The following is a 21,680-nucleotide window of genomic DNA, read 5'->3' on the forward strand; positions in this document are numbered from 1 at the left end:
TTAAGCCAGTCAATTTTTGCTTGATCCGTATGTTTTTATAATAGTCTATGCACTCTTCCGGCATTAATTCTTCCATTTTACTCGTCCAATTAAGAAGGATTATTGACCCGCCTTTACTTTCTTTATGTATATTTCCCCATATTAAAAAATCCCCCAAAAGTTAGATTTTCTCTAACTTTTTGGGGGCAGTACCAAAACTTAGTTATTCAAATCATACAGTCCAGGGGCATGTTCATTCGGCATATCAGGCATTTCCGGAACGGGGTACCCTTTCGGCGGTTCTGTGACAGCCAGATCCCCACCATTTTGGCTCGGTGTTTTTCCATGGAAAATCTCGCCGATCCGCGTATCATCGAGTCTGAAATTGAACTGGGCATTATGGAAGCCCATATCCACATATTTCTGGCATTCAGGGTATTTATTTAAATCGTAATTTGGAATTGGAAATAATTTGCCCCAATCTACACCAAGAGTCTCCAGCGCTTTAGCAAACGCATTTTGATGGGCGTTATCCCGTACAATTAAAAAAGCGATTGTTTCGCGAAGCGCTTTATTTGAACTCATTTCATAAATCCTTGATTTCTGAAGAACGCCTGTGGATTCAAGAACCACATTATTCAGAAGATTGGCAGCGAGGTTGCCATGGTCATACACCCATGATCCATTCCAAGGATTTCCGCCTGCATCAACGGGGAGGGAAGACTTTGCCCCCATAATGAAATGGTGCGGATTTGCTCCTCCCTGAATAACGCCATCCAATGGAGCTCCGTCGGCAGCCTGGTTGCCCGGCATATCTCCGCCAGCTTCATTCAATAATTGATTAATGGTCGATTGGACGAGCTCAACATGGCTTAATTCTTCAAGAAACACCCCTCTGATTAAGTCGCGGTATGGTTTGGCTTTGCCGCGGAAATTAGCGCTTTGAAAGGAAAACTGCATCATTGTTCTCATTTCGCCAAACTGTCCTCCTAATGCTTCCTGAAGGACTTTTGCAGCATGAGGGTCTGGTTTATCAGGCACAATCATATTGATCAAGTCTTCTTTATAAAAATACATTGGTCACTCCCCCTTCTCTTTTTAATGTGCAAATAGTAGTCCCATCTTATTCTTTGTTGTTCTAGGCAGTAATTCCCTTCACTTAAAAGAATGACCTGGAGAGATACTAAGCAAATAATGAATAAGAAAGGATGCTGAATTATGCTTTCTGAAAAAAAGCTTAATGAATTCAAGGGACGTCTGTTAAATACGAAAGAGGAGCTGGACCGTGCTATAGGGGAAGGCGGAAACTTTGATTTGCTCCGCAGTCATTTTCATGATGCAACTGGAGATCTTTCGAGCTATGATAACCATCCGGGGGATGAAGGAACAGAATTGTATGAACGGGAAAAGGATATTGCTTTATATGAACATTATCAAAATGAAATCCGTGATATTAATAAAGCGCTGGAGGCCATGGATAATGGAACATATGGGAAGTGCAAGACATGCTCAGAAGAAATACCGGCTGAACGGCTGGAAATACTGCCGGCCACTTTGTATTGCAAAGAACATTCGCCTTCTGGAGAAGTCCCAAAAGATCGGCCAGTAGAAGAAGAGGTGCTGATGCCTCCATTCGGTAAGTTTGATATGGACGACAGAAAAGAAAATGTGGCTTTTGATGCAGAAGATTCCTGGCAGGATGTGGCCTTGTACGGTACATCAGAAAGCCCTTCTGATTTTGCCGATCCGCCTGCTGATTATGATGATATGTATGTAGAATCCCATGAAAATATAGGATATGTAGAGGATTATGAGAATTACGTTGGAGTGGATATCACCGGGAAAAATGTGACAGTTTATCCGACAAGCCAGCTGGCAGGCTATGAGGAAGCCTTGGATGAGGAAGGAATTATGACCTCGTTTGGTGACTTGCCGCCTTCAGAACGGGATCCTTATGTCGAAGAGAAGAAAGAATAAAATGACAACACCAGTCTGCGGAAAAGGAAGCCTTGTCTCGCAGGCTGGTGTTTTTCATAGTTAAGTAAATGCTTTTTTCAGCCGATTCAGTCCGTCCATCAGAACTTCACGCGGACAGCCGATATTCATTCGAACAAAGCCTTCTCCGCCTTGTCCATATTTATTTCCAGGTTCTAATCCCAATTTTCCCTTCTCAACCAGCAATCTTTGAATTTCTTTGTCATTGTGGCCCAATGTTCTGCAGTCAATCCATACTAAGTAAGATGCTTCAGGCTTGAATACATTTAGAGCAGGAATCTCCGTTTCGATAAAGGCCTGGGTAATCCGAACATTCTCTTCGATATACGTAAGCAGTTCGTTTAACCAATCAGCTCCTTCCCGATAAGCCGCTTCTAACGCTGTAATGGCAAATAAATTCAAGCCATGAAACCCGATGGCTCCTTGAACAGCAGAGATTTTTTTGCGCAGTTCGGGGTTGCTGACAACCATGAAAGAGGCCTGTAAACCAGCAATGTTAAAGGTTTTACTTGGAGCCATCAAAGTGATGGTCTGATTTTCAAGGTCCGGGTTGATGGAGGCCGCCGGTACATGTTTATGTCCTGGAAAATATAAATCAGCATGGATTTCATCACTGACAATCGTTACCTCATATTTTTTACACAGCTCGCCGATTTTCAAAAGTTCTTCCTTTGTCCAGACTCTTCCTCCAGGATTGTGCGGGCTGCATAATAAAAATAACTTGACCCCTTGCTTTAATTTATCTTCAAAAACCTTAAAATCAATCGAAAACTGATTGTTTTCCACGAGCAAGGGGCTGTTCACAACTTCTCTTCCGTTATTTTTAATCATGGTGAAGAAAGGAGTATAGACCGGCGACTGGAGCATGACTTTATCTCCTGGTTCTGTACAAGCCTGAATCACTGTGGCTATTCCTGTAACAACACCTGGACAAAACAGAATCGACTCATGCTGGACTTTCCATTGATGGCGGTAAAGGACCCAATCAGTAATCGCTTCCACTGCTTTATCTGAAAGAGACGTATACCCGAAAATCGGATGCTGGGCCCTGTTCAGCAAGGCCTCCTGGACACCTGGGGGAGAAGAAAAATCCATATCTGCGACCCACATTGGCAGAATATCTTCTGTCCCATAAATTGTCTTCAAGGCATCCCATTTGATTGCTCCTGTTTTTCTTCTTTCATAAAGTTCATCAAAAAATTGACTCAAGACACTCACCGCCATTTATAAATTTTTTGGAATTATGTTACTATGATAACATGTTCTTATAGAAGGTGATGATAACATGGAAACGCAGGATATGCATATAGCAATGGCGCTCCTCCTTCAGGATTGGGACCCTTTTAAGCTTGGTCCGGATTTTTATGAACCGGAAATCGCCGACAGCATTGTTGCTGTCAGAAAACTTGATGATATAGAAGAGATTGCTGAGAGTATAAAGGCTATTTATGAATTCTCATTTGAAGAAGAACTTAATCTGGATGAATGCCGGAAAATGGCTCTGCAGCTTCTTCAAATAAAAAATAATGCAAGCTGTACACTTTAATCCTATCCTTGCTTTGATTAGTCTGCCGCTGGTTAATCCAGCGGCATTTTTTGATGGAACTCTCGAATAAAATGATAAATCTCCAGTGGTTTTTCTTCAGGAAGAAGATGACCTGTATCTTCCAGAATGATTAATTCACTGTTTGGCAAATCTTTTTGCAGCCGCCTGCCAATCGATAAGGGAACCACTTCGTCCTGCCTTCCCCAAATGAGCAGACAAGGAGTTTTGATCGCTGAAAGCTCATCTTCATTCAAATCTATTTCCTTATCACGCAGCATTTTACCCAAGGCACCGAATATTTGCCGGCTGCTGAATGGCGCCAGATACCCGCTGCGCATTTCATCGTCAATAAGGGTCCGATTATAGACGACCTTTTGCAAATTATTTTCTAAACCTGATTTTTGCAAATAGAGTTTTACGCCCGCTGAAAAGAAAGGCAGATAACTTAAATATTTCATCCTTTTAGGGAAATCCTGCGAATACCCGAGACTGCAGAGCAAAACGATATGTTCAATCAGCTCAGGCTTTTCTTTAGCAAGTTGAAGGGAAATTTGGCCTCCCATCGAATGGCCGATAATACCGCATCGATTTATTCCTAATCCTTCCAAAAGCATGGCGATGGTATGGGCCATGTTTGAAAAAGAATATTGGAAGCCCTTTCCTTTTCCGCTTTGGCCAAATGGAGGAATATCAACTAAGAGGACATTGAAGGTTTTAGTCAATAACGGGACGAGTTTCCGAAATGAAAAACTGGATGACAGGAAGCCATGGATCAGAACGACAGTGGGAAAAGCAGGATCTGGACGATATAACTCGTAATAGACTTCCGTGGCATTTACCTTTTGCAGATTTTTAACCATTTGAAGGGCCATATTCATATTCCTTCCTTTTATGTAAGCATGTAGTTACTGTTGCACAACACAAGTGAGAACTCCTCTAAGGAAATCATCAATTTATATAACAGTTTACTTTTAATTTTGGTATAATGTTAGAAGTTTATCCTGACAGAACTCAATTTGAGGATAATGACCCGGATTGAATATAGAAACTGCTTTATTCTGCCAGCCTAACCAAAATTGCTGAAAAAGGAGGGATCTAGATGCACTTGAATGAACAGGAATTAGAAGTGCTCCGGATTATTGAAAACAACAGCCGAATGGAACTTAAAGATTTGGCTAAAATGACTGAATTATCAGAAGACATGGTTGAAGAAACTTTGAAGAAATTAGAAGAAATGCGGGTAATTGTCCGCTATGCGACCTTAATTAACTGGGCTAAAGTGGATGAGCATCAAGGTGTTACAGCTATGATTGATGTTAAAGTAACACCGAAGCGAGGCGTAGGCTTCGATGATGTCGCCCGTCGAATTTACCGCTTTAAAGAAGTAGAATCAGTGTATTTAATGTCAGGTGTATATGATCTTTCGGTGACCATCCATGGCCGTTCCATGAATGAAGTAGCACAGTTTGTTTCGGAAAAACTGTCTACATTGGATTCAGTGATTTCAACGACAACCCATTTTATATTGAAAAAATATAAGCATGATGGAAACATTTACGAACAAACTGATGATGATAAGAGAATTGTGGTGTCCCCATGATCAAGACCAATTACATATCAAAGACGGTACAAGAGCTTAAGCCATCAGGAATCCGCCGTTTTTTTGATTTGGCAGCAAATATGGAAGGTGTCGTGTCCCTTGGTGTGGGAGAACCTGACTTTGTCACTTCTTGGGGAGTGCGGGAGGCTGCGATTAATTCCTTGGAAGAAGGATACACTTCTTATACCGCCAATGCGGGGATGTTTGAACTCAGATCTGAAATTGCTGATTATATGAGAACCCGTTTTAACGTTGATTACAGTCCGAAGGATGAAATTATCGTCACGGTAGGGGCCAGCCAGGCAATTGATATTGCGCTGCGTGCCATTCTAAATCCTGGTGAAGAAGTGATTGTGGTAGAACCCTGTTTTGTCGCCTATGCACCGCTTGTCATCATGGCGGGCGGGGTGCCGGTGACCGTTCAGGCGACACAGGAAAATGAATTTAAATTGCGCCCTGAGCAGCTTGAGGCAGCCATCACGCCAAGAACAAAGGCAGTGATGATCTGCTCACCCAATAATCCAACAGGTACGCAGCTTGGCAAAGAAGACCTTGAGAGCATTGCAGAAATTGTGAAAAAACATGATTTACTCGTTATTTCCGATGAAATTTATAGTGAACTTGCCTATGATGAAGCGTTTACTTCATTTGCTGCCATCAGCGGTCTAAGGGAGAGGACGATTCTGATTAATGGATTTTCTAAAGGATTTGCGATGACAGGATGGCGCTTAGGATTTGTTTGTTCGCCTAAGGAAATTTCTGAAGCAATGCTCAAAATCCACCAGTATGCCATGATGTGTGCTTCAACAATGGCTCAGCATGCGGCATTGGAAGCATTGCGAAACGGCATCAGTGAAGTGGATGATATGAAGCGAAGCTACCGAAGAAGAAGAAATTATATTGTGAAGTCCTTTAATGATATCGGGCTTGCCTGTCATAACCCAGGCGGCGCCTTTTATGCTTTTCCTTCTATCAGAAAATCAGGATTAACATCGCAGGAATTTGCGGAAAAGCTGCTTTTAGAAGAAAAGGTCGCTGTTGTACCGGGAGATGTTTTTGGGGAGAGCGGAGAAGGACATATCCGCTGCTCCTATGCTTCCTCTATGGAACAGCTTCAGGAAGCGGTAAGAAGAATAGAGAGATTCATGAAACAATATGAATGAATCGATGCAGACTTTGTTCTAAGGCAGAAGAACATAAGCCTACGTTTCAGCGTGCAGACAGACTCTAAGATTTTTGAGTTTGTCTGCACGCTTTTTTCTATTGGAATTTGTAAATAGCGCAGGTTAATCTTCGCTCCGGGGGGGGGGGGGCTTTCCTCGGGCGGGGCCAAGCCGCTTCTCTAGCTCGCTCAGACCAGGGTCTCGACTTTCCCGCCTCCGTCCCCGGAGCCTGAATCCATGGATTTACCGCAATCTCATCCGAAAATGACAAATGGCAGGTGTTCTCAATACTTTTTGTCGACAATCTGGAACATAAGTTTTTGTTTAAGCCTGAGAGGAATTCTTTAACTAAAAAAGAGACTGTCCGAATTAGGACAGTCTCACCTATAGGGGGAATTTGTAACTTGCTATCCTCTGGGTTAACAGAGAAACGTTAGTTACATTATTCCCGTTATGGTGATTTATATACATAGGGTCTTGAATTTTAGATAATGTTCAGCGAGCTCAGAAAAACTAACAGGATGGCAACAGGGATAATATAACGAATCAAAAAGTGCCAAACAGCAAAAAACTTCCCGTTAAGAGTAGATCCAAGCTGCAGTTCTTTAATGGCTGCCATCCGTTTCATTTGGTACCCCGCAAAGATACAAATGAATAAAGCTCCGACTGGGAGGGCGATATTGCTGACTAAGAAATCAGAGAAATCGAAAATCGATTTTCCAAAAAGTTTTATATCTGACAGAGCCCCAAATGATAAAGCATTTGGAATACCAACAATGAAAACCAAAATTCCGGCGATCCAGGAAGCTTTTTTTCGTTTTTCCGGTTTTTTATTGGAAATGGCAGCAACTGTAATTTCCAAAATCGAAAATGCGGATGTCAGTGTAGCGAACAGCAATAAGATGAAAAAGATGATCATGAATATATTGCCTAAAGCTAATTCATTAAAAACAGCCGGCAGTACGACAAATACAAGACCGGGACCGCTTGATGGATCGAAATCAAGAGCGAAAACAGCAGGGAATATGACAAGTCCGGCAAGAAGAGAAATAAAAATATTTAACCCGACAACTGAAAATGCCGACTTTGTAATATCTTCCTTTTTACTTAAATAAGATGCATAAGTAACCATGACGGAAATACCGACGCTGAGTGCAAAAAAGGATTGCCCAAGGGCCAGCAAAATCGTCGAAGCTGATAAATCTGCCGGATCTGGCATTAGGAAGAATTTAATTCCTTCCATCGCCCCTTCTAACGTGACAGATCGAATTAATAAGACTAGAAAAAGAATAAAAAGAGCCGGCATCATATATTTATTTGCTTTTTCAATGCCTTTGCCAATGCCGCCCTGAACAACGACGATGGTGATAATCATAAAAATAAACTGGGCTGCTATGACACCGTAAGAGTTGCCGATTGTTGATTCAAACAGGTTCTCATATCCATTTTGGCTCAAATTAGATAATGAACCGGTTACTGCTTGAAATAGATAGGAGACAATCCAGCCTCCTACTACACTGTAAAATGAAAGTAAAAGGATAGAGGCAATAATCCCGCCGTATCCAACAAGAGACCAAGGGGTGCCCGGAGCGATTTCCCGATAGGCTCTTGCTGCATCTTTCTGAGTATGGCGCCCGATTAAGAATTCAGCTATGAGAATCGGCATGCCGACCAGCAGTGTAAAAAGAATAAAGATCAAAAAGAAGATGCCTCCTCCGTTTGTCCCTGTCATATATGGGAATTTCCAAATAGCTCCCAATCCTATTGCCGAACCGGCGGCAGCCAGGATGAAGCCAAGTTTTGATGTCCATTGTTCTTGTTTTGGCATAATGTTCAAACTCCTCTAAAATAGTTAAATTACGATTATAGAAAATCGAGTAAAGTATAATAATTTATTCATCTTACTATGGAAAGCAGAGTAAGAACAAGGGTATTTCAAAATTTTAAAATAATAATTCTGTTTATTTCGAACTTTTTTATTGAAAAGGAGATTTAATGCTTACTTTTCGGGATTTGGGGAAAAATCAAAATAGGAAATTATTCACTGCTCTTAATGGTGTAAGGCTTTTTGATTTTTTTCGAAATGTATGATAGAATTTTATATTGCGTGAAAAAGACGAAAAAATTCAATTTAAATAGGAGTGTTACCATGTCTGAAAAATTCGAAACTGGTGCCGTTGTTGCTGGTAAAGTAACAGGGATTCAACCTTATGGTGCATTTGTTGCTTTGGACGATTCTACCCAAGGTTTAGTGCATATTTCTGAAATTACACACGGCTTTGTAAAAGATATTAATGAGCATCTTAAAGTTGGACAAGAAGTACAGGTTAAAATCCTTTCCATTAATGAAGAATCTGGAAAGATCGGCCTTTCTATCCGTGCTACTGAAGAAGCTCCGGAGCGTCCGGCAGCATCAGCTAAAAAAGCTGCTCCAAAGAAACGTCAAGGTGCTGTAAAAGCCATGTCTACAAATGACTCTGCAGAAGGCTTCAACACTTTGAAGGATAAGCTTCAAGAGTGGATTGAGCAATCACAGCGTGAAGATTTAATCAAAAAATAATTTTTTCTCCGGTTGATCAATTGGTCAACTGGTTTTTTTAGGCTTTTTTTTGAGAGCGTCCGATGTTTTTTAGAAACAGGATGAATAAGGCCATACTGCAATATATAAATTCTGAATATTCCTACTATTTTTCCTGGAAAGGAAATAGGGTGTGCCGGGTCGTATTGTTTTGGAAAGGACAGGAGGGAAGCTATATGACCTTAAATCGACAATCGAAAGACATAATTAAACAAACGGAGCAATTCGGGGCACCTAATTATCAGCCCCTCCCTATCGTTATTTCTGAGGCCGAAGGGGTATGGGTGAAGGATCCGAATGGACAGCGGTATATGGATATGCTCAGTGCGTATTCGGCAGTGAACCAAGGACACCGGCATCCAAGAATCATAGCGGCTTTAAAAAAGCAGGCAGACCGTGTCACCTTGACTTCGAGAGCTTTCCATAATGACCAGCTGGGGCCTTGGTATGAAAAAGTGTCATCCTTAACGAAAAAACCAATGATCCTGCCGATGAATACAGGGGCTGAAGCTGTGGAAACGGCGATAAAGGCAGCCCGGCGCTGGGCCTATGATAAAAAGGGAGCAGTGCAGGACCAGGCAGAAATTATTGCTTGTATGGGGAATTTCCACGGACGGACGATGGCGGCCGTATCTTTGTCTTCTGAAGCGGAATACAAAAGAGGTTTTGGTCCGATGCTGCCTGGAATCAAACTGATTCCTTTTGGAGATCTCCCGGCTCTAAATGCTGCTATCACGAAAAATACAGCTGCCTTTCTTATCGAACCGATACAAGGGGAAGCAGGAATCAATATTCCGAAGGAAGGGTTTATGAAGGAAGCATTCAACTTATGCAAAGTGAATAATGTCTTATTCATAGCCGATGAAATCCAGGCGGGGCTTGGAAGGACAGGGAAAATGTTTGCCTGTGAATGGGAAGGATTTGAACCGGATATGTATATTCTTGGAAAGGCGCTTGGAGGGGGAGTGTTTCCCATTTCCTGTGTCGCGGCAGATAAAGAAGTGCTTGAGGTATTTAACCCGGGTTCCCATGGGTCGACCTTTGGAGGAAACCCGCTGGCGTGCGCCGTTTCAATGGAAGCTCTTGATGTGTTGGTTGAAGAAGGGCTGGCAGAGCGGTCTCAACAAATGGGAGAGTACTTTATAAAGGAATTGAAGACCCTCTCCAACCCAATTATTAAAGAAGTGCGGGGAAGAGGGCTGTTTATCGGAATTGAACTGACAGAGCCTGCGAGACCCTATTGTGAACGGTTAAAAGAAGAAGGCCTTTTATGCAAGGAAACACATGACTATGTGATTCGATTCACGCCTCCGCTTATTATCAGGAAGGAAGAATTGGATTGGGCTCTGGAAAAAATAAAGAAAGTGCTATAAAAAAAGCCGGGACATGAGCAGGTCCTTCCGAAGAAAGAAACCTCATGAACCGGCTTTATTACATTTTAATGCCTGCTGTTTAGCGAGTAGTCCTTGTTTCAGGGTCGCGAACTGTCTCCTCAGACGGCACGAACAGCAGTCCAAGATTGATGAGTCCGGCAAGACCGACTAACCCATAAAGGATTCGGGATACTGCTGCAGCCTGGCCTCCAAAAATAGCAGCGATTAAATCAAATTGGAAAAAACCAATTAATCCCCAGTTGATGGCTCCGATGATTGTCAGCACAAGAGCGATCCTCTGTAATACATTCATATTTGAAATCCTCCTTTGAAAAGCTGACTTCTATAACTATTGTGCTTGGTGTTTATATAATATATACACCTTTGAAATTTTTCTAAACGGATATTTTGTATTTACCTTCACTTTTCGGCATAATGAAGAAAAAAGGAGTGTGCATATGGAAAATTTCATCTACAGAAATCCAACTAAATTGATTTTCGGCAAGGGACAGATTGAACAGCTTAAAGAAGAAATTCCTGCATACGGCAAAAGGATTTTGCTTGTATACGGGGGAGGCAGCATTAAGAAAAATGGACTGTATGATACCGTGAAGAATCTGTTGAAAGAAATGGATGCAGAGGTACATGAATTAGCAGGAGTTGAACCAAATCCAAGGATTTCTACAGTAAGAAAAGGCGTAGAAATCTGTAAGCAAAATGATGTGGACTTCATCCTTGCAGTTGGCGGAGGAAGTGTCATTGACTGTACAAAAGCGATAGCAGCCGGAGCAAAATATGATGGAGATGCCTGGGACATTGTGATTAAAAAGGCTGCTGTCGAAAGTGCTCTGCCTTTCGGAACCGTACTTACTCTGGCTGCAACCGGCTCTGAAATGAATGCGGGCTCTGTTATTACAAACTGGGAAACTAAAGAGAAATATGGATGGGGAAGCCCTTATACATACCCTCAATTTTCTATTTTGGACCCAGCTAATACCTTCAGTGTTCCGTTGAATCATACGGTATACGGCATGGTCGATATGATGTCACATGTATTTGAAACTTATTTCCATCCCCCTGTACATGCGCCGCTCCAAGACCGTTTTTGTGAATCATTGCTGAAAACAGTCATGGAGACAGCTCCAAAGCTGATCAACGATTTGGAGAATTATGAATATCGTGAGACCATTTTATATTCCGGAACGATTGCATTAAATGGTTCTCTTGGTGTTGGATATCGCGGGGATTGGGCGACACATAATATCGAACATGCAGTATCGGCTGTTTATGATATCCCGCATGCAGGAGGACTGGCTATTCTTTTCCCTAATTGGATGAGACATGTTCTTCCTGAAAACACAAAACGTTTTAAACAGCTTGCTGTCAGGGTATTTAATGTTGACGCAGAAGGAAAAACGGATGAAGAAACAGCTTTAGAAGGAATTGAGAAACTTCAGGAATTCTGGAAAAGCTTAGGCGCTCCTTCCCGCTTGGCGGACTATAAGATTGACGACTCTCAATTAGAAACAATCGCAGACAAGGCTATGGCAAACGGTGAATTTGGAAAATTTAAGGTCTTGAAGCGAGAGGATGTACTTTCCATTTTAAGGGCATCTCTATAATGGCAGGCGTCCTGTTTCTAAAGGGACAGGACAGACTTGTCCTTTTACATACAATAGATTAATTTAAGGAGGAACTTTTCATGGGTCATATTCAATTTGATTATTCTAAGGCATTGCCTTTTATTGGGGAACACGAAGTAACTTACTTACAGGATGCTGTCAAAGTAGCTCATCATTCTATTCATGAGCAAACAGGTCAAGGCAGTGACTTTTTAGGCTGGGTAGACCTTCCTGTCGATTATGATAAAGAGGAATTTGCGAGAATTCAAAAGGCTGCTGCCAAGATCAAAGAGGACTCTGATATTCTCTTGGTGATTGGAATCGGGGGCTCTTATCTAGGTGCAAGAGCAGCTATTGAGATGCTGCAGCACAGCTTCTATAATATTTTGGATAAAGAGCAAAGGAGTACCCCCCAGGTTCTTTTTGTCGGAAATAATATCAGCTCAACATACATGAAGGATTTAATGGATCTTCTTCAGGGAAAAGACTTTTCCATCAATGTGATTTCCAAATCAGGTACAACGACTGAACCGGCGCTGGCGTTCCGTATCTTCCGCAGCCTGCTTGAAGAGAAATACGGTAAAGAAGAGGCAAAAGGAAGAATTTTTGCTACCACTGATAAGGAAAAAGGGGCATTAAAGACTGTTGCTGATGAAGAAGGATTTGAAACGTTTGTGATTCCTGATGATGTGGGAGGCCGCTATTCTGTTCTGACAGCAGTTGGACTTTTGCCAATTGCAGTAAGCGGTGCTGATATAGAAGCCATGATGGCTGGGGCAGCTCAGGCGAGAGAGGATTTTTCTTCTTCTGAATTAGAGAAAAATATTGCTTATCAATATGCAGCTGTCCGAAATGCTCTGTATAATAAAGGGAAAACAATTGAAATGCTGATTAACTATGAACCAGGTCTTCAATATTTCTCAGAATGGTGGAAACAGTTATTTGGGGAGAGCGAAGGAAAAGACTTAAAGGGTATTTTTCCGTCATCAGCTAATTTTTCAACAGATCTTCATTCATTGGGACAATATGTTCAAGAAGGACGCAGAGATTTGTTTGAAACGGTTATTAAAGTCAACAGCGCCCGCCATGAATTAACGATTCCTGAAGCGGAAAATGATCTTGACGGCTTGAATTATCTTGCCGGAAAAACTGTGGACTTTGTTAATAATAAGGCATTTGAAGGTACGCTTTTGGCTCATACAGACGGAGGAGTTCCTAATCTGGTTGTGAATGTACCGGCTCTTGATGCATATACATGTGGATATTTAGTCTATTTCTTCGAGAAGGCTTGTGCTATGAGCGGATATCTACTGGGTGTCAATCCTTTCGATCAGCCAGGGGTTGAAGCTTATAAAGTGAATATGTTCGCTTTATTAGGAAAGCCAGGCTTTGAGGAGAAAAAGGCCGAGCTTGAAAAAAGACTGTAAAAGATAGATAAGAAAAGGCATCGGGAAAATTCCCGATGCCTTTTCTATTTCAAATGAAGTGGCCTCGTACTGCAAGGGCCAGATAGATAGGGAGGAAGATCCTTAGCTATTTTCATTAATAAATAATAAGGTATCAGATGACTGAAGAATCGTGTTACCGTCCGGTTTAATTAGATTCTTGCCTTTTCTGCTAATACCGATCAGAAGTTTTCCCTGATTGATACATTCTTTTGCCGCCTCTGAAAAGGTAAGGCCCTTTTGGTTTTCATCTGGCTCGGCCGGTGTGATAAAAAGTCCGTGGAATGAAGCCTCGGCCCCATGATCTAATTTGGAAAGAAGCAAATTCATCATATAATAGCTGGCAAATGCATTGGTTTCAATGATATGATCTGCTCCCGCTCTTCTTGCATTTTCCCTTTGGTTACCGGTCAAAATTTCAACGAGGCAGGTTATTTCCGGATGCATTCCTTTGACAGCCAGCAAGGATAAGATGGAGAACATATCTGTGCGGAATTCATCTTGGTTAAGATCCGCTGTAATGAGGATAAGGGCTGCCTGGTTAATATTCGCTTTTAGAAGAGTTGCATCATCTGTAGCTTTTCCGTGGACAAAGTGAATATTGGTCCTCGGCAGCGGATGATTCTTTAAACTGTCATCTATCAGAATGATCGGCTGCTGATGATGTTTATCGTGAATTTCTTCGATGATCAGCCGGGAACGTTCATTCCAGCCAACTATTATAATATGCTCTTCACCTGTGAATGCTTTGCTCCCTGTCATAAATTGCTGTTCTGCTGAAATAGACAGCTTGGCGATGGAGGCAAAATAAGAGGTAATCAATCCAGCTCCGGATAGAATGAGGATGATTCCAATCCATTTCCCGGCAGCTGTTTGGGGAACATAATCACCAAAACCAACGGTAGACATGGTTACAATCGCCCACCAGATTCCTTCAAACAAGCTGGGAAACGTTTCAGGCTCCATCATATGGATGATAAGTCCGAAAGCAAATAGAAAAACAGAAATGATAATCAGCAGCCTGATAAGGCGGGGCCACCTAAAAGAGTGCGGCAATGCCTTAAGATTCAGCATATCTGTCACGCCTTTCCGAAATCTTTTACCAGTATAGACAAAAAAAGAGATATACATAATGGCATAAGCAACTCTTGCTTTTATGAAGAACAAACAAAACGGATCCGCTTTGGCGAATCCGTTTAAGTACGCTCTATTTACTTGTCAGTTTTGCTCTTTTTAAGTCGATTGCCCGGGAAATAAGAAGAATTTTTTTCAGTTACACCCGCTTGCGAACATTGAAATTATCACTGAGCAAAAGCCAATTTTGCGGGAATGAAAAGATGATTTTCCAATAAGCCATCCCTCTTAGGTTCAGTTCTTTCAATAAATCAAATTTAGCCTGAATGGACCGCGCATCTTCGAACCATACTTCATGATCCTTACCTTCGTTATCCCTGTATCTAAAAAAGGGAGCCTGAGCGGTTTCGTCATACTGGATAGCTGCATTGTTAGCCGCAGCTATTTCAATGGCCTGCTGCGGGCTAATGGCCCTGGCAACCGATCCTTGGACAAATGGAAGCGTCCAATCATAGCCATAGAGATTTTGGCCCATCAAAATTTTATTTGCCGGCATCTCGGTTAGGGCATACTCCAGAACATCTCGGACTGGGCCAATCGGAGATACAGCTTGTGCGGGACCGCCGCTGTATCCCCATTCATAAGTCATAATGACGACAAAATCAACAATTTCTCCATGCGCTTTATAGTCGTGGGCTTCATACCATGCTCCTTGCTGTTCAGCGCTTGTCTTTGGCGCGAGAGTTGTGGAAATGCGCCAGCCTTCTCTTTTGAAGCGGTCTCTTGCTTTCCTGAGAAATTGATTGTAGGCCTCCCTGTCTGCAGGCCGAATATATTCAAAGTTAAAGTGGATATCTTTGAAATTTCGTTGTCTGGCAGTTTGAACGATATTATTCAAAAATTTATTTTGTACGCTCGTATTATTAAGCAGAATCTGCCCAAGTTCCGCACTGAATTGATCATTTTCCTGGTTTGTAATCACCATCATTAAGGAATTGCGATGACGCTGGGCAATCGTCGGAAAATCGTCGAATAAAGGAGGTTTTAAAGAGCCGTCTCTTTGGGCCTGAAAACTGAAAGGTGTCAGGTAGGTCAGATACGGGGCCGCTTCTCTTGCTGCTGCTATAAGTTCTGGAGAAACCTCTGTACCGCTTGGTTCCACATATCCTAAAAATTCTGCAGTCACTTTCCTTCTTGCGGGAATATAAAGCCTAAAACCGGCATTTATTGGCTGCTGTTCGGATAATCCATTAATTCGTGCCAGCTCTTGAACGGAAAAACCTGTTTTTTGGGAAATACTTGTTAAGGTATCTCCTGGCTGAACAAAATAATAACTTCCAATGATCGGTATCACTAAAGCCTGCCCTACAACGAGTTGGCCTGGATTTGGAATTTGATTTGCCTCCACCAGGCGGTCAACGCTAATACTATAGGTTTGTGCAATAGTAAATAAGGATTGGCCTGGCTTTATGACATGAATTTGCACAGAAATCATACCTCCCTGCATACATAAGGATATTCCATTTATATGTGAGGTGACTGAAAAACATGTTCGTTACGAGAGGCCAAACCAGGCAGGAAAATGCATTTTATTCCCAATAATAATTTATGGACAGTGCAGGATAATAGTATTAAGGAGGTGATAAACATGGCAAACAGCAATAACAGCAATCAACTTGTAGTACCAGGTGCTGAACAAGCTCTTGAGCAAATGAAATATGAAATTGCAAGCGAATTTGGCGTGAATCTTGGAGCTGAAACAACATCTCGTGCTAATGGTTCAGTCGGCGGCGAAATCACAAAACGTTTAGTTCAAATGGCTGAACAGCAAATGGGCGGATCTAATTTCTCCCGCTAATTAAATAAAATGGATAAAAAGAAGGGGGACTTCCCCCTTCTTCACTGATGATCTTTTAAGAGGGCGAGTGCCCTTTCAGGATAGTCAGTTATCACTGCATCGACTCCATATTGCTTCATCAATAAAAGGTCATTTTTTTTATTGGCGACCCATGGACGGACTTTATATCCAAGTTCTCGGGCGTTCTGAATGATTTCTTTGGTCAGACTTTTTCTGTCAGGGTGAAAGCCTTTTTCACGGGCATGTTTGAGAACATCAACAATGTTAGCTGGGAGTCCTTGAAATAATAGAGCCCTTTCAATCTGTGGATTGATGGATCTCGCTTTATCAAGTGAAGTATGATTAAAGGAAGATAAAATGATTCGTTCCTCCAGATGATATTTGCCAATCAGGTCAATAATTTTTTCTTCTATACCTTCGTATGCAATTTTATCAGTCTTGATTTCCACATTCATTTTCAGTTTATTGCTTACAGCCCATTCAAATACCTCTTCCAGCAATGGAATCCTCTCTGATTCATACTCTTTTGCAAAGAAACTGCCGGCATCCATGCCTGTCAGCTCCTCTGCATCATAATCCTTCACAAGCCCATGCCGAAAAGTGGTTCGATCAAGCTTTTCATCATGAATAATAACCAGTTGGCCGTCCCGGCTCATGTGTACATCGAATTCAATGCCATCTGCTCCTGCCCGTTCAGCCTCTTTGAAAGCGGCCATCGTATTTTCAGGATGGGTTCCTTTAGAGCCTCTGTGTGCAAAAATTTGTATATCTCTGTTCAAAAAATCACGTCCTTCCTCTAAAACTGCTCTTGTTTCATGATACCCTCTGAAGGGCTTCTTTAGTTAACTTTTATTAGACAAATATTCAGTCAAAGGGTAGAATCAAGCATGGTAAGGTACATTTTGTTAAAAAGGGTGTTGAGGTGGCTGATGACATGAATTTATGGGATATTATTGTTGCAATCATTCTTGGAATTGTGGAGGGTTTGACAGAATTTGCTCCTGTTTCCTCTACAGGGCATATGATTATTGTGGATGATTTATGGCTTCAGTCTAACCAGCTTTTTGGTGATGAAGTAGCGAATGCTTTTAAAGTAGTTATCCAATTAGGGTCTATCATGGCTGTTGTGGTTCTGTTTTGGGGCCGATTTTTAGATTTGCTTGGATTAAGGAAGATAAAAACAGCAAGTCCTGCGTCTTCAAAGCTGAATTTGCTGCAGATTATTGTCGGCCTTCTGCCGGCTGCTGTATTAGGTCTGTTATTTGAGGACTATATTGATGAATACCTCTTTTCTATCAATACCGTAATCGTCGGTTTATTTGTAGGGGCATTTCTTATGCTGGCTGCAGACAAATTTCGCCCTAGACTCGTTGCAGAAACAGTTGACCAGATTACATACAAACAGGCCTTTTTGGTTGGCCTTTTCCAATGTTTGGCGCTGTGGCCTGGCTTTTCCCGTTCAGGATCTACCATTTCAGGAGGGGTTCTTCTTGGAATGAGCTATCGGGCTGCATCAGATTTTACTTTTATTATGGCGGTCCCTATCATGGCAGGAGCAAGTTTATTAAAAGTCGTAAAATATTGGGATTATTTCACAATGGATACACTGCCGTTTTTTATTGCCGGTTTTATCAGTGCATTCATTGTAGCCTTAATTGTTATCGGCTTCTTCCTGCGTTTGATCAACAAAGTAAAATTAAAACCATTTGCGATTTATCGCATTATAATTGCCATCATATTATTAATTATTGTGTGGTGAGAACCCAAAGCGATTCTTCGTTATCGAGAGATAAGATGAATCGCTTTTTCTGGTTGACCTGTGCTGAAGCATGAAAGGCGTGACCCCCAAAACAGCTTTAAAGGAAAGGTATGAGTGTAGTGGAGTATATTGAGCCATCAGGGAAAGCATTCAGAAGGACATTATGGGCATTATTTTTGGGCAGTTTTGTCACTTTTGCTGACTTGTACAGCACACAGCCGGTTATTCCTGAATTTGTGAAAACCTTCGGGGTTAAGCCGGCAACCGCAAGTCTCACCTTGTCTTTTTCCACGGGTATGCTTGCTGTATGTCTGCTTCTTGTTTCTTTTTTAGCAGAAAAGATAGACAGAAAAAAATTGATGGGAACAGCATTGCTTCTTTCATCCATTCTCAGTATCTGTGTGAGCCTGGTGGATGAACTGCATCTGCTAATTTTTATTAGAGCTGTTCAGGGAGCTGTTTTAGCGGGTTTTCCGGCTATTGCGATGGCTTATATTAATGAAGAGTTTCACCCTAAAAGTCTAGGGTATGTCATTGGTATTTATGTCAGCGGATCTACGGTAGGAGGACTCGCAGGAAGGCTTATAGTGGGAACATTGACCGATTTCTTTTCATGGAATATCGCGATAGGGGTACTGGGAATCATCAGTCTGACGATGAGTCTTGCTTTTTGGAAAATGCTTCCGGATTCCAGGCATTCAGTGAAGCGTTCACTTTCCATACATAGAATTAAACAATCCTTCAGAAACAATCTTCGGAGTCCCAGTCTCGTCCTTTTGTTCATGATTGGTTTTTTGCTGATGGGTTCATTTGTAACGATCTATAACTATATTGGAATTCCTCTCATGTCACCGCCTTATCAATTGTCGCAGACATGGGTCGGGCTGATATTTATGATATATCTTGTTGGAACATTTAGTTCAGCCTGGATGGGAAGACTTGCTGACAAATATAGACGGAAGAGAACGATATTATCAGGGATGCTGATTATGGGCTGCGGCGTTTTGCTGATAGCTGCTCCTTTCTTGGCCTTGAAAATTATCGGTCTGGCCCTGATGACTTTTGGATTTTTTGGAGCCCATTCCATTGCAAGCAGCTGGGTTGGCAGGCTGGCCCATTCAGATGAAAAGGCGCAGGCATCTTCTCTCTATTTATTATTTTATTATGGAGGCTCCAGTTTGGTTGGAGCAGTAGGGGGAGTATTTCTCCATGATTTTGGCTGGATGGGTGTAACGATCATGGTTTTGCTCTTGATTGGACTGGCTGTTATCTCGTCTTTTTTCATTCGGGAAAAAAGCCATTAATCAATGAAGGCAATTTCATATTTTCATATTCTCTGAATATAGTAGAAAACGAAGGGTATTAGCAGTGTAGTATAAAGAGAAGGAGAAATAATAGGGTGAATAGAAAAATTTTCATTTTATTGGGATTAATAGCCGTACTTGTATTCTTAACCTTTTATATGACCAAGCCTATCCGTTTTCAGGAAGTAGAAATTGTTGAAAAGTATTATCCTCATTTTTCCGATGGAAAAGCAATTGGCTTTAAAACAGATGAAGTGATTGATGTTTCAAAGACAGAAGAAGGGGATAATTGTGCGATGAAGTTCAGTAATGGGCAAATCCTTGAGATCGACTGTGACAGGTATTTGAACTATAAAGTCGATGAAACGGTTTATATTAAGTATTCAGGAAAAGAAATTACAGAAATCAGAAGAAAAAAGTAAGTCATGCCAGAGACAAAAACAGAAATTCCTTTATGAATGGATGAGGGACCGTGTCCCGGAAAGCGTCTCCGAACGTAAATCAATATAGAACGATAAAAAGATATCAAGTTTCTTACAGGGAATTTGATATCTTTTTATTTTATCTCTTTTGTATCATTTTAGGGGTAAGCTGTGAAGGCAGAGGAGATTATAAGTATGAGGAATCTTGTTTAAAATTCCTATAAAAGGATAATTAATAAACATAGAAGGAGGGAAAAAAATGAATCATGGGTTGAATCTTCTAGTGAAAGCAGCCATCGTTTTACCTGTAATGTTTATCATGCTCTGGCTTTTCTTCAACGTATCACTCACTTCGTTTTTACTCTTATCCTTAATTTTACTGGTACTGGCCTATACTGCCGGAGACTTATATTTATTTCCGCGTGCAGGCAATGTGATAGGAACAATTGGGGATTTCTTTTTAGCCTTGGCGGTTTTATGGATTGGATTAGGATTAGTCGGGTATGAACATCCTTATATTGCTGCACTTGTTACTGCTGCTGTTCTGGCAGTCGGTGAATGGTTTTATCATATGTGGCTAGAGGAGCATGCTCTGAAAGTAAAGGCTGATGAAGATTATATTGAATAAGCTGAATCTTTGCCGGGAATGGAAAATAGAAAACCCAGCCCTTTGACAGGTTGGGTTTTTGACTGTTATTCAGGCTTTTGAGCATCCGTTTGATTGGCTGACTTCCGCTGTTCTTTTTCATTTTTATGCTTTTTGAGAATCTTATTCATTTTGCGGCTGTTATTATTACAATTGATAAACTCAACTAGGTCAGTCATATTTTCAGCTTCATAATCTTTTTCATTTCTATTCATAGAACCCCTCCCTATTATCATAAAAAATCAATACCCCGCAGGCGGCGGGGGTAAACATAGTCCACATTAACTAGTGTATGGAAAAATAAACCGTCAATGACTTCTTAGATTTATTTTTGTTACAATGAAATAAAAAATCCCTTGATGTAGCCGGAGGAACAAATGGAAGAACTGAAATTACTAGGAGAAAAATTGGAAAAGAATAAATATATTCTGGCGGAGCATCTCGAATTGTTCACGGACGATGATGATACATTTAATATGACAAAAGGAAAGCAAATCCGGGCTCATTTAATCCAGATCCATGCCGACGCTTTGTGGAAGGACAAGGAAAAAGCACTGCGGAAGATGGAACAAATGGGAGGGAAAATCGGGGACAAACTGGTTTCTGCTCACTATTCCTTGGAATCTCTGATTGAAGAGACCCAATTTACAAGAAACTTGTTCTGGAGTTTCATTGAAGAGGAAGTCAGCAACCGTTATTATCCTATGGAGGTCCTGCTGAAAGCCATTTCTATTATAGATGAAGTGTTGGATGTATTTATTCATTTTGTCAGCAGAAGCTTTGTGAATCACTATAAAAAAATTGCTGATGTGGCAAATGAATCTCTGAGAAAAATACAGGAAAGCCAAACAGTTATAGAAGAATTGTCGACCCCAATTGTGCAGACCGTCTTATATGATGTACTTCTTGTCCCTGTCATAGGCCGAATAAATGAAGAAAGAATGAACAGTATGATTCCAAAAGTTCTGCAAAAAAGTTCTGAAATAAGTGCAGAAACAGTCATTGTGGATTTTTCAGGAATTACTCATGTGACAGATGAGCATTTGTTTTTCTTCCTCGTCCAAATGAACGGTGCTTTGAAATTAATGGGAACGGAAACGATTTATGTTGGTTTTAATCCAGAACTTGTCCGGAAAATAACAGAGAATGATATGGTAGCCAATTTTAAGACATTCCTGTCATTCAGCCAGGCGATGAATCATCTCTTTAAGCAGAGAGGACTGGCACTCCAGCCTTTAAAATAGTACGGAGAAAGGCTTTCAAATTGAAATAGATCAAATATGCTTTATACAAAAAGCGGGCGCTAACATCCATAC

General features: G+C 41.3%; 23 protein-coding genes. 14 read left to right on the forward strand and 9 right to left on the reverse strand.

Annotated elements, in window-relative coordinates:
* Positions 1–198: 198 nt before the first annotated feature.
* Positions 199–1,056, reverse strand: a complete 858-nt coding sequence (locus BQ4305_RS15725) for a manganese catalase family protein (RefSeq protein WP_110928650.1) — start codon at positions 1,054–1,056, stop codon at positions 199–201.
* Positions 1,057–1,197: 141 nt separating this feature from the next.
* Between BQ4305_RS15725 and BQ4305_RS15730 the strand changes: the two genes are divergently transcribed.
* Positions 1,198–1,956 (forward strand): TraR/DksA C4-type zinc finger protein, encoded by a 759-nt coding sequence (locus tag BQ4305_RS15730; protein WP_110928651.1) that lies wholly within the window; start codon positions 1,198–1,200, stop codon positions 1,954–1,956.
* Between the two features lie 60 nt (positions 1,957–2,016).
* On the opposite strand, the gene BQ4305_RS15735 is transcribed toward BQ4305_RS15730, so the two are convergent.
* Entirely contained in the window at positions 2,017–3,183 is a 1,167-nt protein-coding gene (locus BQ4305_RS15735; protein ID WP_110928652.1) for a MalY/PatB family protein, read from the reverse strand.
* A gap of 76 nt (positions 3,184–3,259) precedes the next feature.
* Between BQ4305_RS15735 and BQ4305_RS15740 the strand changes: the two genes are divergently transcribed.
* Complete coding sequence (locus tag BQ4305_RS15740; protein ID WP_110928653.1) at positions 3,260–3,520, forward strand: DUF1871 family protein; 261 nt, start codon at positions 3,260–3,262, stop codon at positions 3,518–3,520.
* Positions 3,521–3,552: 32 nt separating this feature from the next.
* On the opposite strand, the gene BQ4305_RS15745 is transcribed toward BQ4305_RS15740, so the two are convergent.
* Positions 3,553–4,398 carry an alpha/beta fold hydrolase gene (locus BQ4305_RS15745; RefSeq protein ID WP_110928654.1) on the reverse strand — a complete coding sequence of 282 codons (846 nt, stop codon included), beginning with the start codon at positions 4,396–4,398 and terminating at the stop codon, positions 3,553–3,555.
* Between the two features lie 221 nt (positions 4,399–4,619).
* Between BQ4305_RS15745 and BQ4305_RS15750 the strand changes: the two genes are divergently transcribed.
* Positions 4,620–5,120, forward strand: a complete 501-nt coding sequence (locus BQ4305_RS15750; protein ID WP_110928655.1) for an Lrp/AsnC family transcriptional regulator — start codon at positions 4,620–4,622, stop codon at positions 5,118–5,120.
* A complete protein-coding gene (locus BQ4305_RS15755; protein ID WP_110928656.1) occupies positions 5,117–6,283 on the forward strand; it encodes an aminotransferase in 1,167 nt (388 codons plus the stop codon). The genes BQ4305_RS15750 and BQ4305_RS15755 overlap by 4 nt, the downstream gene beginning before the upstream one ends.
* A gap of 484 nt (positions 6,284–6,767) precedes the next feature.
* Here BQ4305_RS15755 and BQ4305_RS15760 read toward each other — a convergent pair whose 3' ends face one another.
* Positions 6,768–8,111, reverse strand: a complete 1,344-nt coding sequence (locus tag BQ4305_RS15760) for a sodium-dependent transporter (protein WP_110928657.1) — start codon at positions 8,109–8,111, stop codon at positions 6,768–6,770.
* A 321-nt stretch (positions 8,112–8,432) separates the two neighbouring features.
* Between BQ4305_RS15760 and yugI the strand changes: the two genes are divergently transcribed.
* Entirely contained in the window at positions 8,433–8,843 is a 411-nt protein-coding gene (gene yugI, locus BQ4305_RS15765) for a S1 domain-containing post-transcriptional regulator GSP13 (protein ID WP_110928658.1), read from the forward strand.
* Between the two features lie 194 nt (positions 8,844–9,037).
* The gene (locus BQ4305_RS15770) at positions 9,038–10,234 is read left to right on the forward strand and encodes an ornithine--oxo-acid transaminase (RefSeq protein ID WP_110928659.1); all 1,197 of its coding nucleotides are present in this window, start codon (positions 9,038–9,040) and stop codon (positions 10,232–10,234) included.
* Positions 10,235–10,313: 79 nt separating this feature from the next.
* Here the strand turns inward: BQ4305_RS15770 and BQ4305_RS15775 are convergent, their stop codons facing one another.
* Positions 10,314–10,547 carry a DUF378 domain-containing protein gene (locus BQ4305_RS15775; protein WP_110928660.1) on the reverse strand — a complete coding sequence of 78 codons (234 nt, stop codon included), beginning with the start codon at positions 10,545–10,547 and terminating at the stop codon, positions 10,314–10,316.
* Between the two features lie 145 nt (positions 10,548–10,692).
* Here BQ4305_RS15775 and BQ4305_RS15780 point away from each other — a divergent pair, with 145 nt between their 5' ends.
* Positions 10,693–11,856, forward strand: a complete 1,164-nt coding sequence (locus tag BQ4305_RS15780; RefSeq protein WP_110928661.1) for an iron-containing alcohol dehydrogenase — start codon at positions 10,693–10,695, stop codon at positions 11,854–11,856.
* A gap of 80 nt (positions 11,857–11,936) precedes the next feature.
* Positions 11,937–13,283: a glucose-6-phosphate isomerase gene (locus BQ4305_RS15785; protein WP_110928662.1), complete on the forward strand. Its 1,347-nt coding sequence runs from the start codon at positions 11,937–11,939 to the stop codon at positions 13,281–13,283.
* Positions 13,284–13,385: 102 nt separating this feature from the next.
* Here BQ4305_RS15785 and BQ4305_RS15790 read toward each other — a convergent pair whose 3' ends face one another.
* On the reverse strand, positions 13,386–14,375 hold the full coding sequence (locus BQ4305_RS15790; protein ID WP_110928841.1) for a potassium channel family protein: 990 nt from the start codon (positions 14,373–14,375) through the stop codon (positions 13,386–13,388).
* A 199-nt stretch (positions 14,376–14,574) separates the two neighbouring features.
* Positions 14,575–15,861, reverse strand: a complete 1,287-nt coding sequence (locus tag BQ4305_RS15795) for a glycoside hydrolase family 18 protein (protein ID WP_110928842.1) — start codon at positions 15,859–15,861, stop codon at positions 14,575–14,577.
* A gap of 162 nt (positions 15,862–16,023) precedes the next feature.
* On the opposite strand from BQ4305_RS15795, the gene BQ4305_RS15800 reads away from it, so the two are divergent.
* On the forward strand, positions 16,024–16,233 hold the full coding sequence (locus tag BQ4305_RS15800) for an alpha/beta-type small acid-soluble spore protein (RefSeq protein ID WP_110928663.1): 210 nt from the start codon (positions 16,024–16,026) through the stop codon (positions 16,231–16,233).
* Positions 16,234–16,274: 41 nt separating this feature from the next.
* On the opposite strand, the gene BQ4305_RS15805 is transcribed toward BQ4305_RS15800, so the two are convergent.
* Complete coding sequence (locus BQ4305_RS15805; RefSeq protein ID WP_110928664.1) at positions 16,275–17,012, reverse strand: glycerophosphodiester phosphodiesterase; 738 nt, start codon at positions 17,010–17,012, stop codon at positions 16,275–16,277.
* 155 nt (positions 17,013–17,167) lie between these two features.
* On the opposite strand from BQ4305_RS15805, the gene BQ4305_RS15810 reads away from it, so the two are divergent.
* From BQ4305_RS15810 to BQ4305_RS15825, 4 genes are all read left to right on the forward strand, one after another.
* Entirely contained in the window at positions 17,168–17,992 is an 825-nt protein-coding gene (locus tag BQ4305_RS15810) for an undecaprenyl-diphosphate phosphatase (protein WP_110928665.1), read from the forward strand.
* A 110-nt stretch (positions 17,993–18,102) separates the two neighbouring features.
* Entirely contained in the window at positions 18,103–19,296 is a 1,194-nt protein-coding gene (locus BQ4305_RS15815; RefSeq protein WP_324611593.1) for an MFS transporter, read from the forward strand.
* Positions 19,297–19,391: 95 nt separating this feature from the next.
* Entirely contained in the window at positions 19,392–19,718 is a 327-nt protein-coding gene (locus BQ4305_RS15820; protein WP_110928666.1) for a hypothetical protein, read from the forward strand.
* Between the two features lie 259 nt (positions 19,719–19,977).
* Positions 19,978–20,346 carry a DUF2512 family protein gene (locus tag BQ4305_RS15825; protein ID WP_110928667.1) on the forward strand — a complete coding sequence of 123 codons (369 nt, stop codon included), beginning with the start codon at positions 19,978–19,980 and terminating at the stop codon, positions 20,344–20,346.
* Between the two features lie 65 nt (positions 20,347–20,411).
* Here BQ4305_RS15825 and BQ4305_RS21580 read toward each other — a convergent pair whose 3' ends face one another.
* Entirely contained in the window at positions 20,412–20,579 is a 168-nt protein-coding gene (locus BQ4305_RS21580) for a hypothetical protein (protein WP_199880707.1), read from the reverse strand.
* Between the two features lie 162 nt (positions 20,580–20,741).
* Between BQ4305_RS21580 and BQ4305_RS15830 the strand changes: the two genes are divergently transcribed.
* Positions 20,742–21,608, forward strand: a complete 867-nt coding sequence (locus tag BQ4305_RS15830; protein ID WP_110928668.1) for an STAS domain-containing protein — start codon at positions 20,742–20,744, stop codon at positions 21,606–21,608.
* The last annotated feature ends 72 nt before the right edge of the window (positions 21,609–21,680 follow it).

The sequence above is a fragment of the Bacillus massiliglaciei genome, assembly GCF_900098925.1.
In the GTDB taxonomy this organism is placed as follows: Bacteria; Bacillota; Bacilli; order Bacillales; family DSM-1321; genus Peribacillus; species Peribacillus massiliglaciei.

Bases quoted from the DNA above. Each gene is read 5' to 3' on its own strand.
- BQ4305_RS15725 (WP_110928650.1), bottom strand. From the start codon at position 1,056: ATGTATTTTTATAAAGAAGACTTGATCAATATGATTGTGCCTGATAAA.
- BQ4305_RS15730 (WP_110928651.1), top strand. From the start codon at position 1,198: ATGCTTTCTGAAAAAAAGCTTAATGAATTCAAGGGACGTCTGTTAAAT.
- BQ4305_RS15740 (WP_110928653.1), top strand. From the start codon at position 3,260: ATGGAAACGCAGGATATGCATATAGCAATGGCGCTCCTCCTTCAGGAT.
- BQ4305_RS15745 (WP_110928654.1), bottom strand. From the start codon at position 4,398: ATGAATATGGCCCTTCAAATGGTTAAAAATCTGCAAAAGGTAAATGCC.
- BQ4305_RS15750 (WP_110928655.1), top strand. From the start codon at position 4,620: ATGCACTTGAATGAACAGGAATTAGAAGTGCTCCGGATTATTGAAAAC.
- BQ4305_RS15755 (WP_110928656.1), top strand. From the start codon at position 5,117: ATGATCAAGACCAATTACATATCAAAGACGGTACAAGAGCTTAAGCCA.
- BQ4305_RS15760 (WP_110928657.1), bottom strand. From the start codon at position 8,111: ATGCCAAAACAAGAACAATGGACATCAAAACTTGGCTTCATCCTGGCT.
- yugI (WP_110928658.1), top strand. From the start codon at position 8,433: ATGTCTGAAAAATTCGAAACTGGTGCCGTTGTTGCTGGTAAAGTAACA.
- BQ4305_RS15770 (WP_110928659.1), top strand. From the start codon at position 9,038: ATGACCTTAAATCGACAATCGAAAGACATAATTAAACAAACGGAGCAA.
- BQ4305_RS15775 (WP_110928660.1), bottom strand. From the start codon at position 10,547: ATGAATGTATTACAGAGGATCGCTCTTGTGCTGACAATCATCGGAGCC.
- BQ4305_RS15780 (WP_110928661.1), top strand. From the start codon at position 10,693: ATGGAAAATTTCATCTACAGAAATCCAACTAAATTGATTTTCGGCAAG.
- BQ4305_RS15785 (WP_110928662.1), top strand. From the start codon at position 11,937: ATGGGTCATATTCAATTTGATTATTCTAAGGCATTGCCTTTTATTGGG.
- BQ4305_RS15790 (WP_110928841.1), bottom strand. From the start codon at position 14,375: ATGCTGAATCTTAAGGCATTGCCGCACTCTTTTAGGTGGCCCCGCCTT.
- BQ4305_RS15800 (WP_110928663.1), top strand. From the start codon at position 16,024: ATGGCAAACAGCAATAACAGCAATCAACTTGTAGTACCAGGTGCTGAA.
- BQ4305_RS15810 (WP_110928665.1), top strand. From the start codon at position 17,168: ATGAATTTATGGGATATTATTGTTGCAATCATTCTTGGAATTGTGGAG.
- BQ4305_RS15815 (WP_324611593.1), top strand. From the start codon at position 18,103: ATGAGTGTAGTGGAGTATATTGAGCCATCAGGGAAAGCATTCAGAAGG.
- BQ4305_RS15825 (WP_110928667.1), top strand. From the start codon at position 19,978: ATGAATCATGGGTTGAATCTTCTAGTGAAAGCAGCCATCGTTTTACCT.
- BQ4305_RS21580 (WP_199880707.1), bottom strand. From the start codon at position 20,579: ATGAATAGAAATGAAAAAGATTATGAAGCTGAAAATATGACTGACCTA.
- BQ4305_RS15830 (WP_110928668.1), top strand. From the start codon at position 20,742: ATGGAAGAACTGAAATTACTAGGAGAAAAATTGGAAAAGAATAAATAT.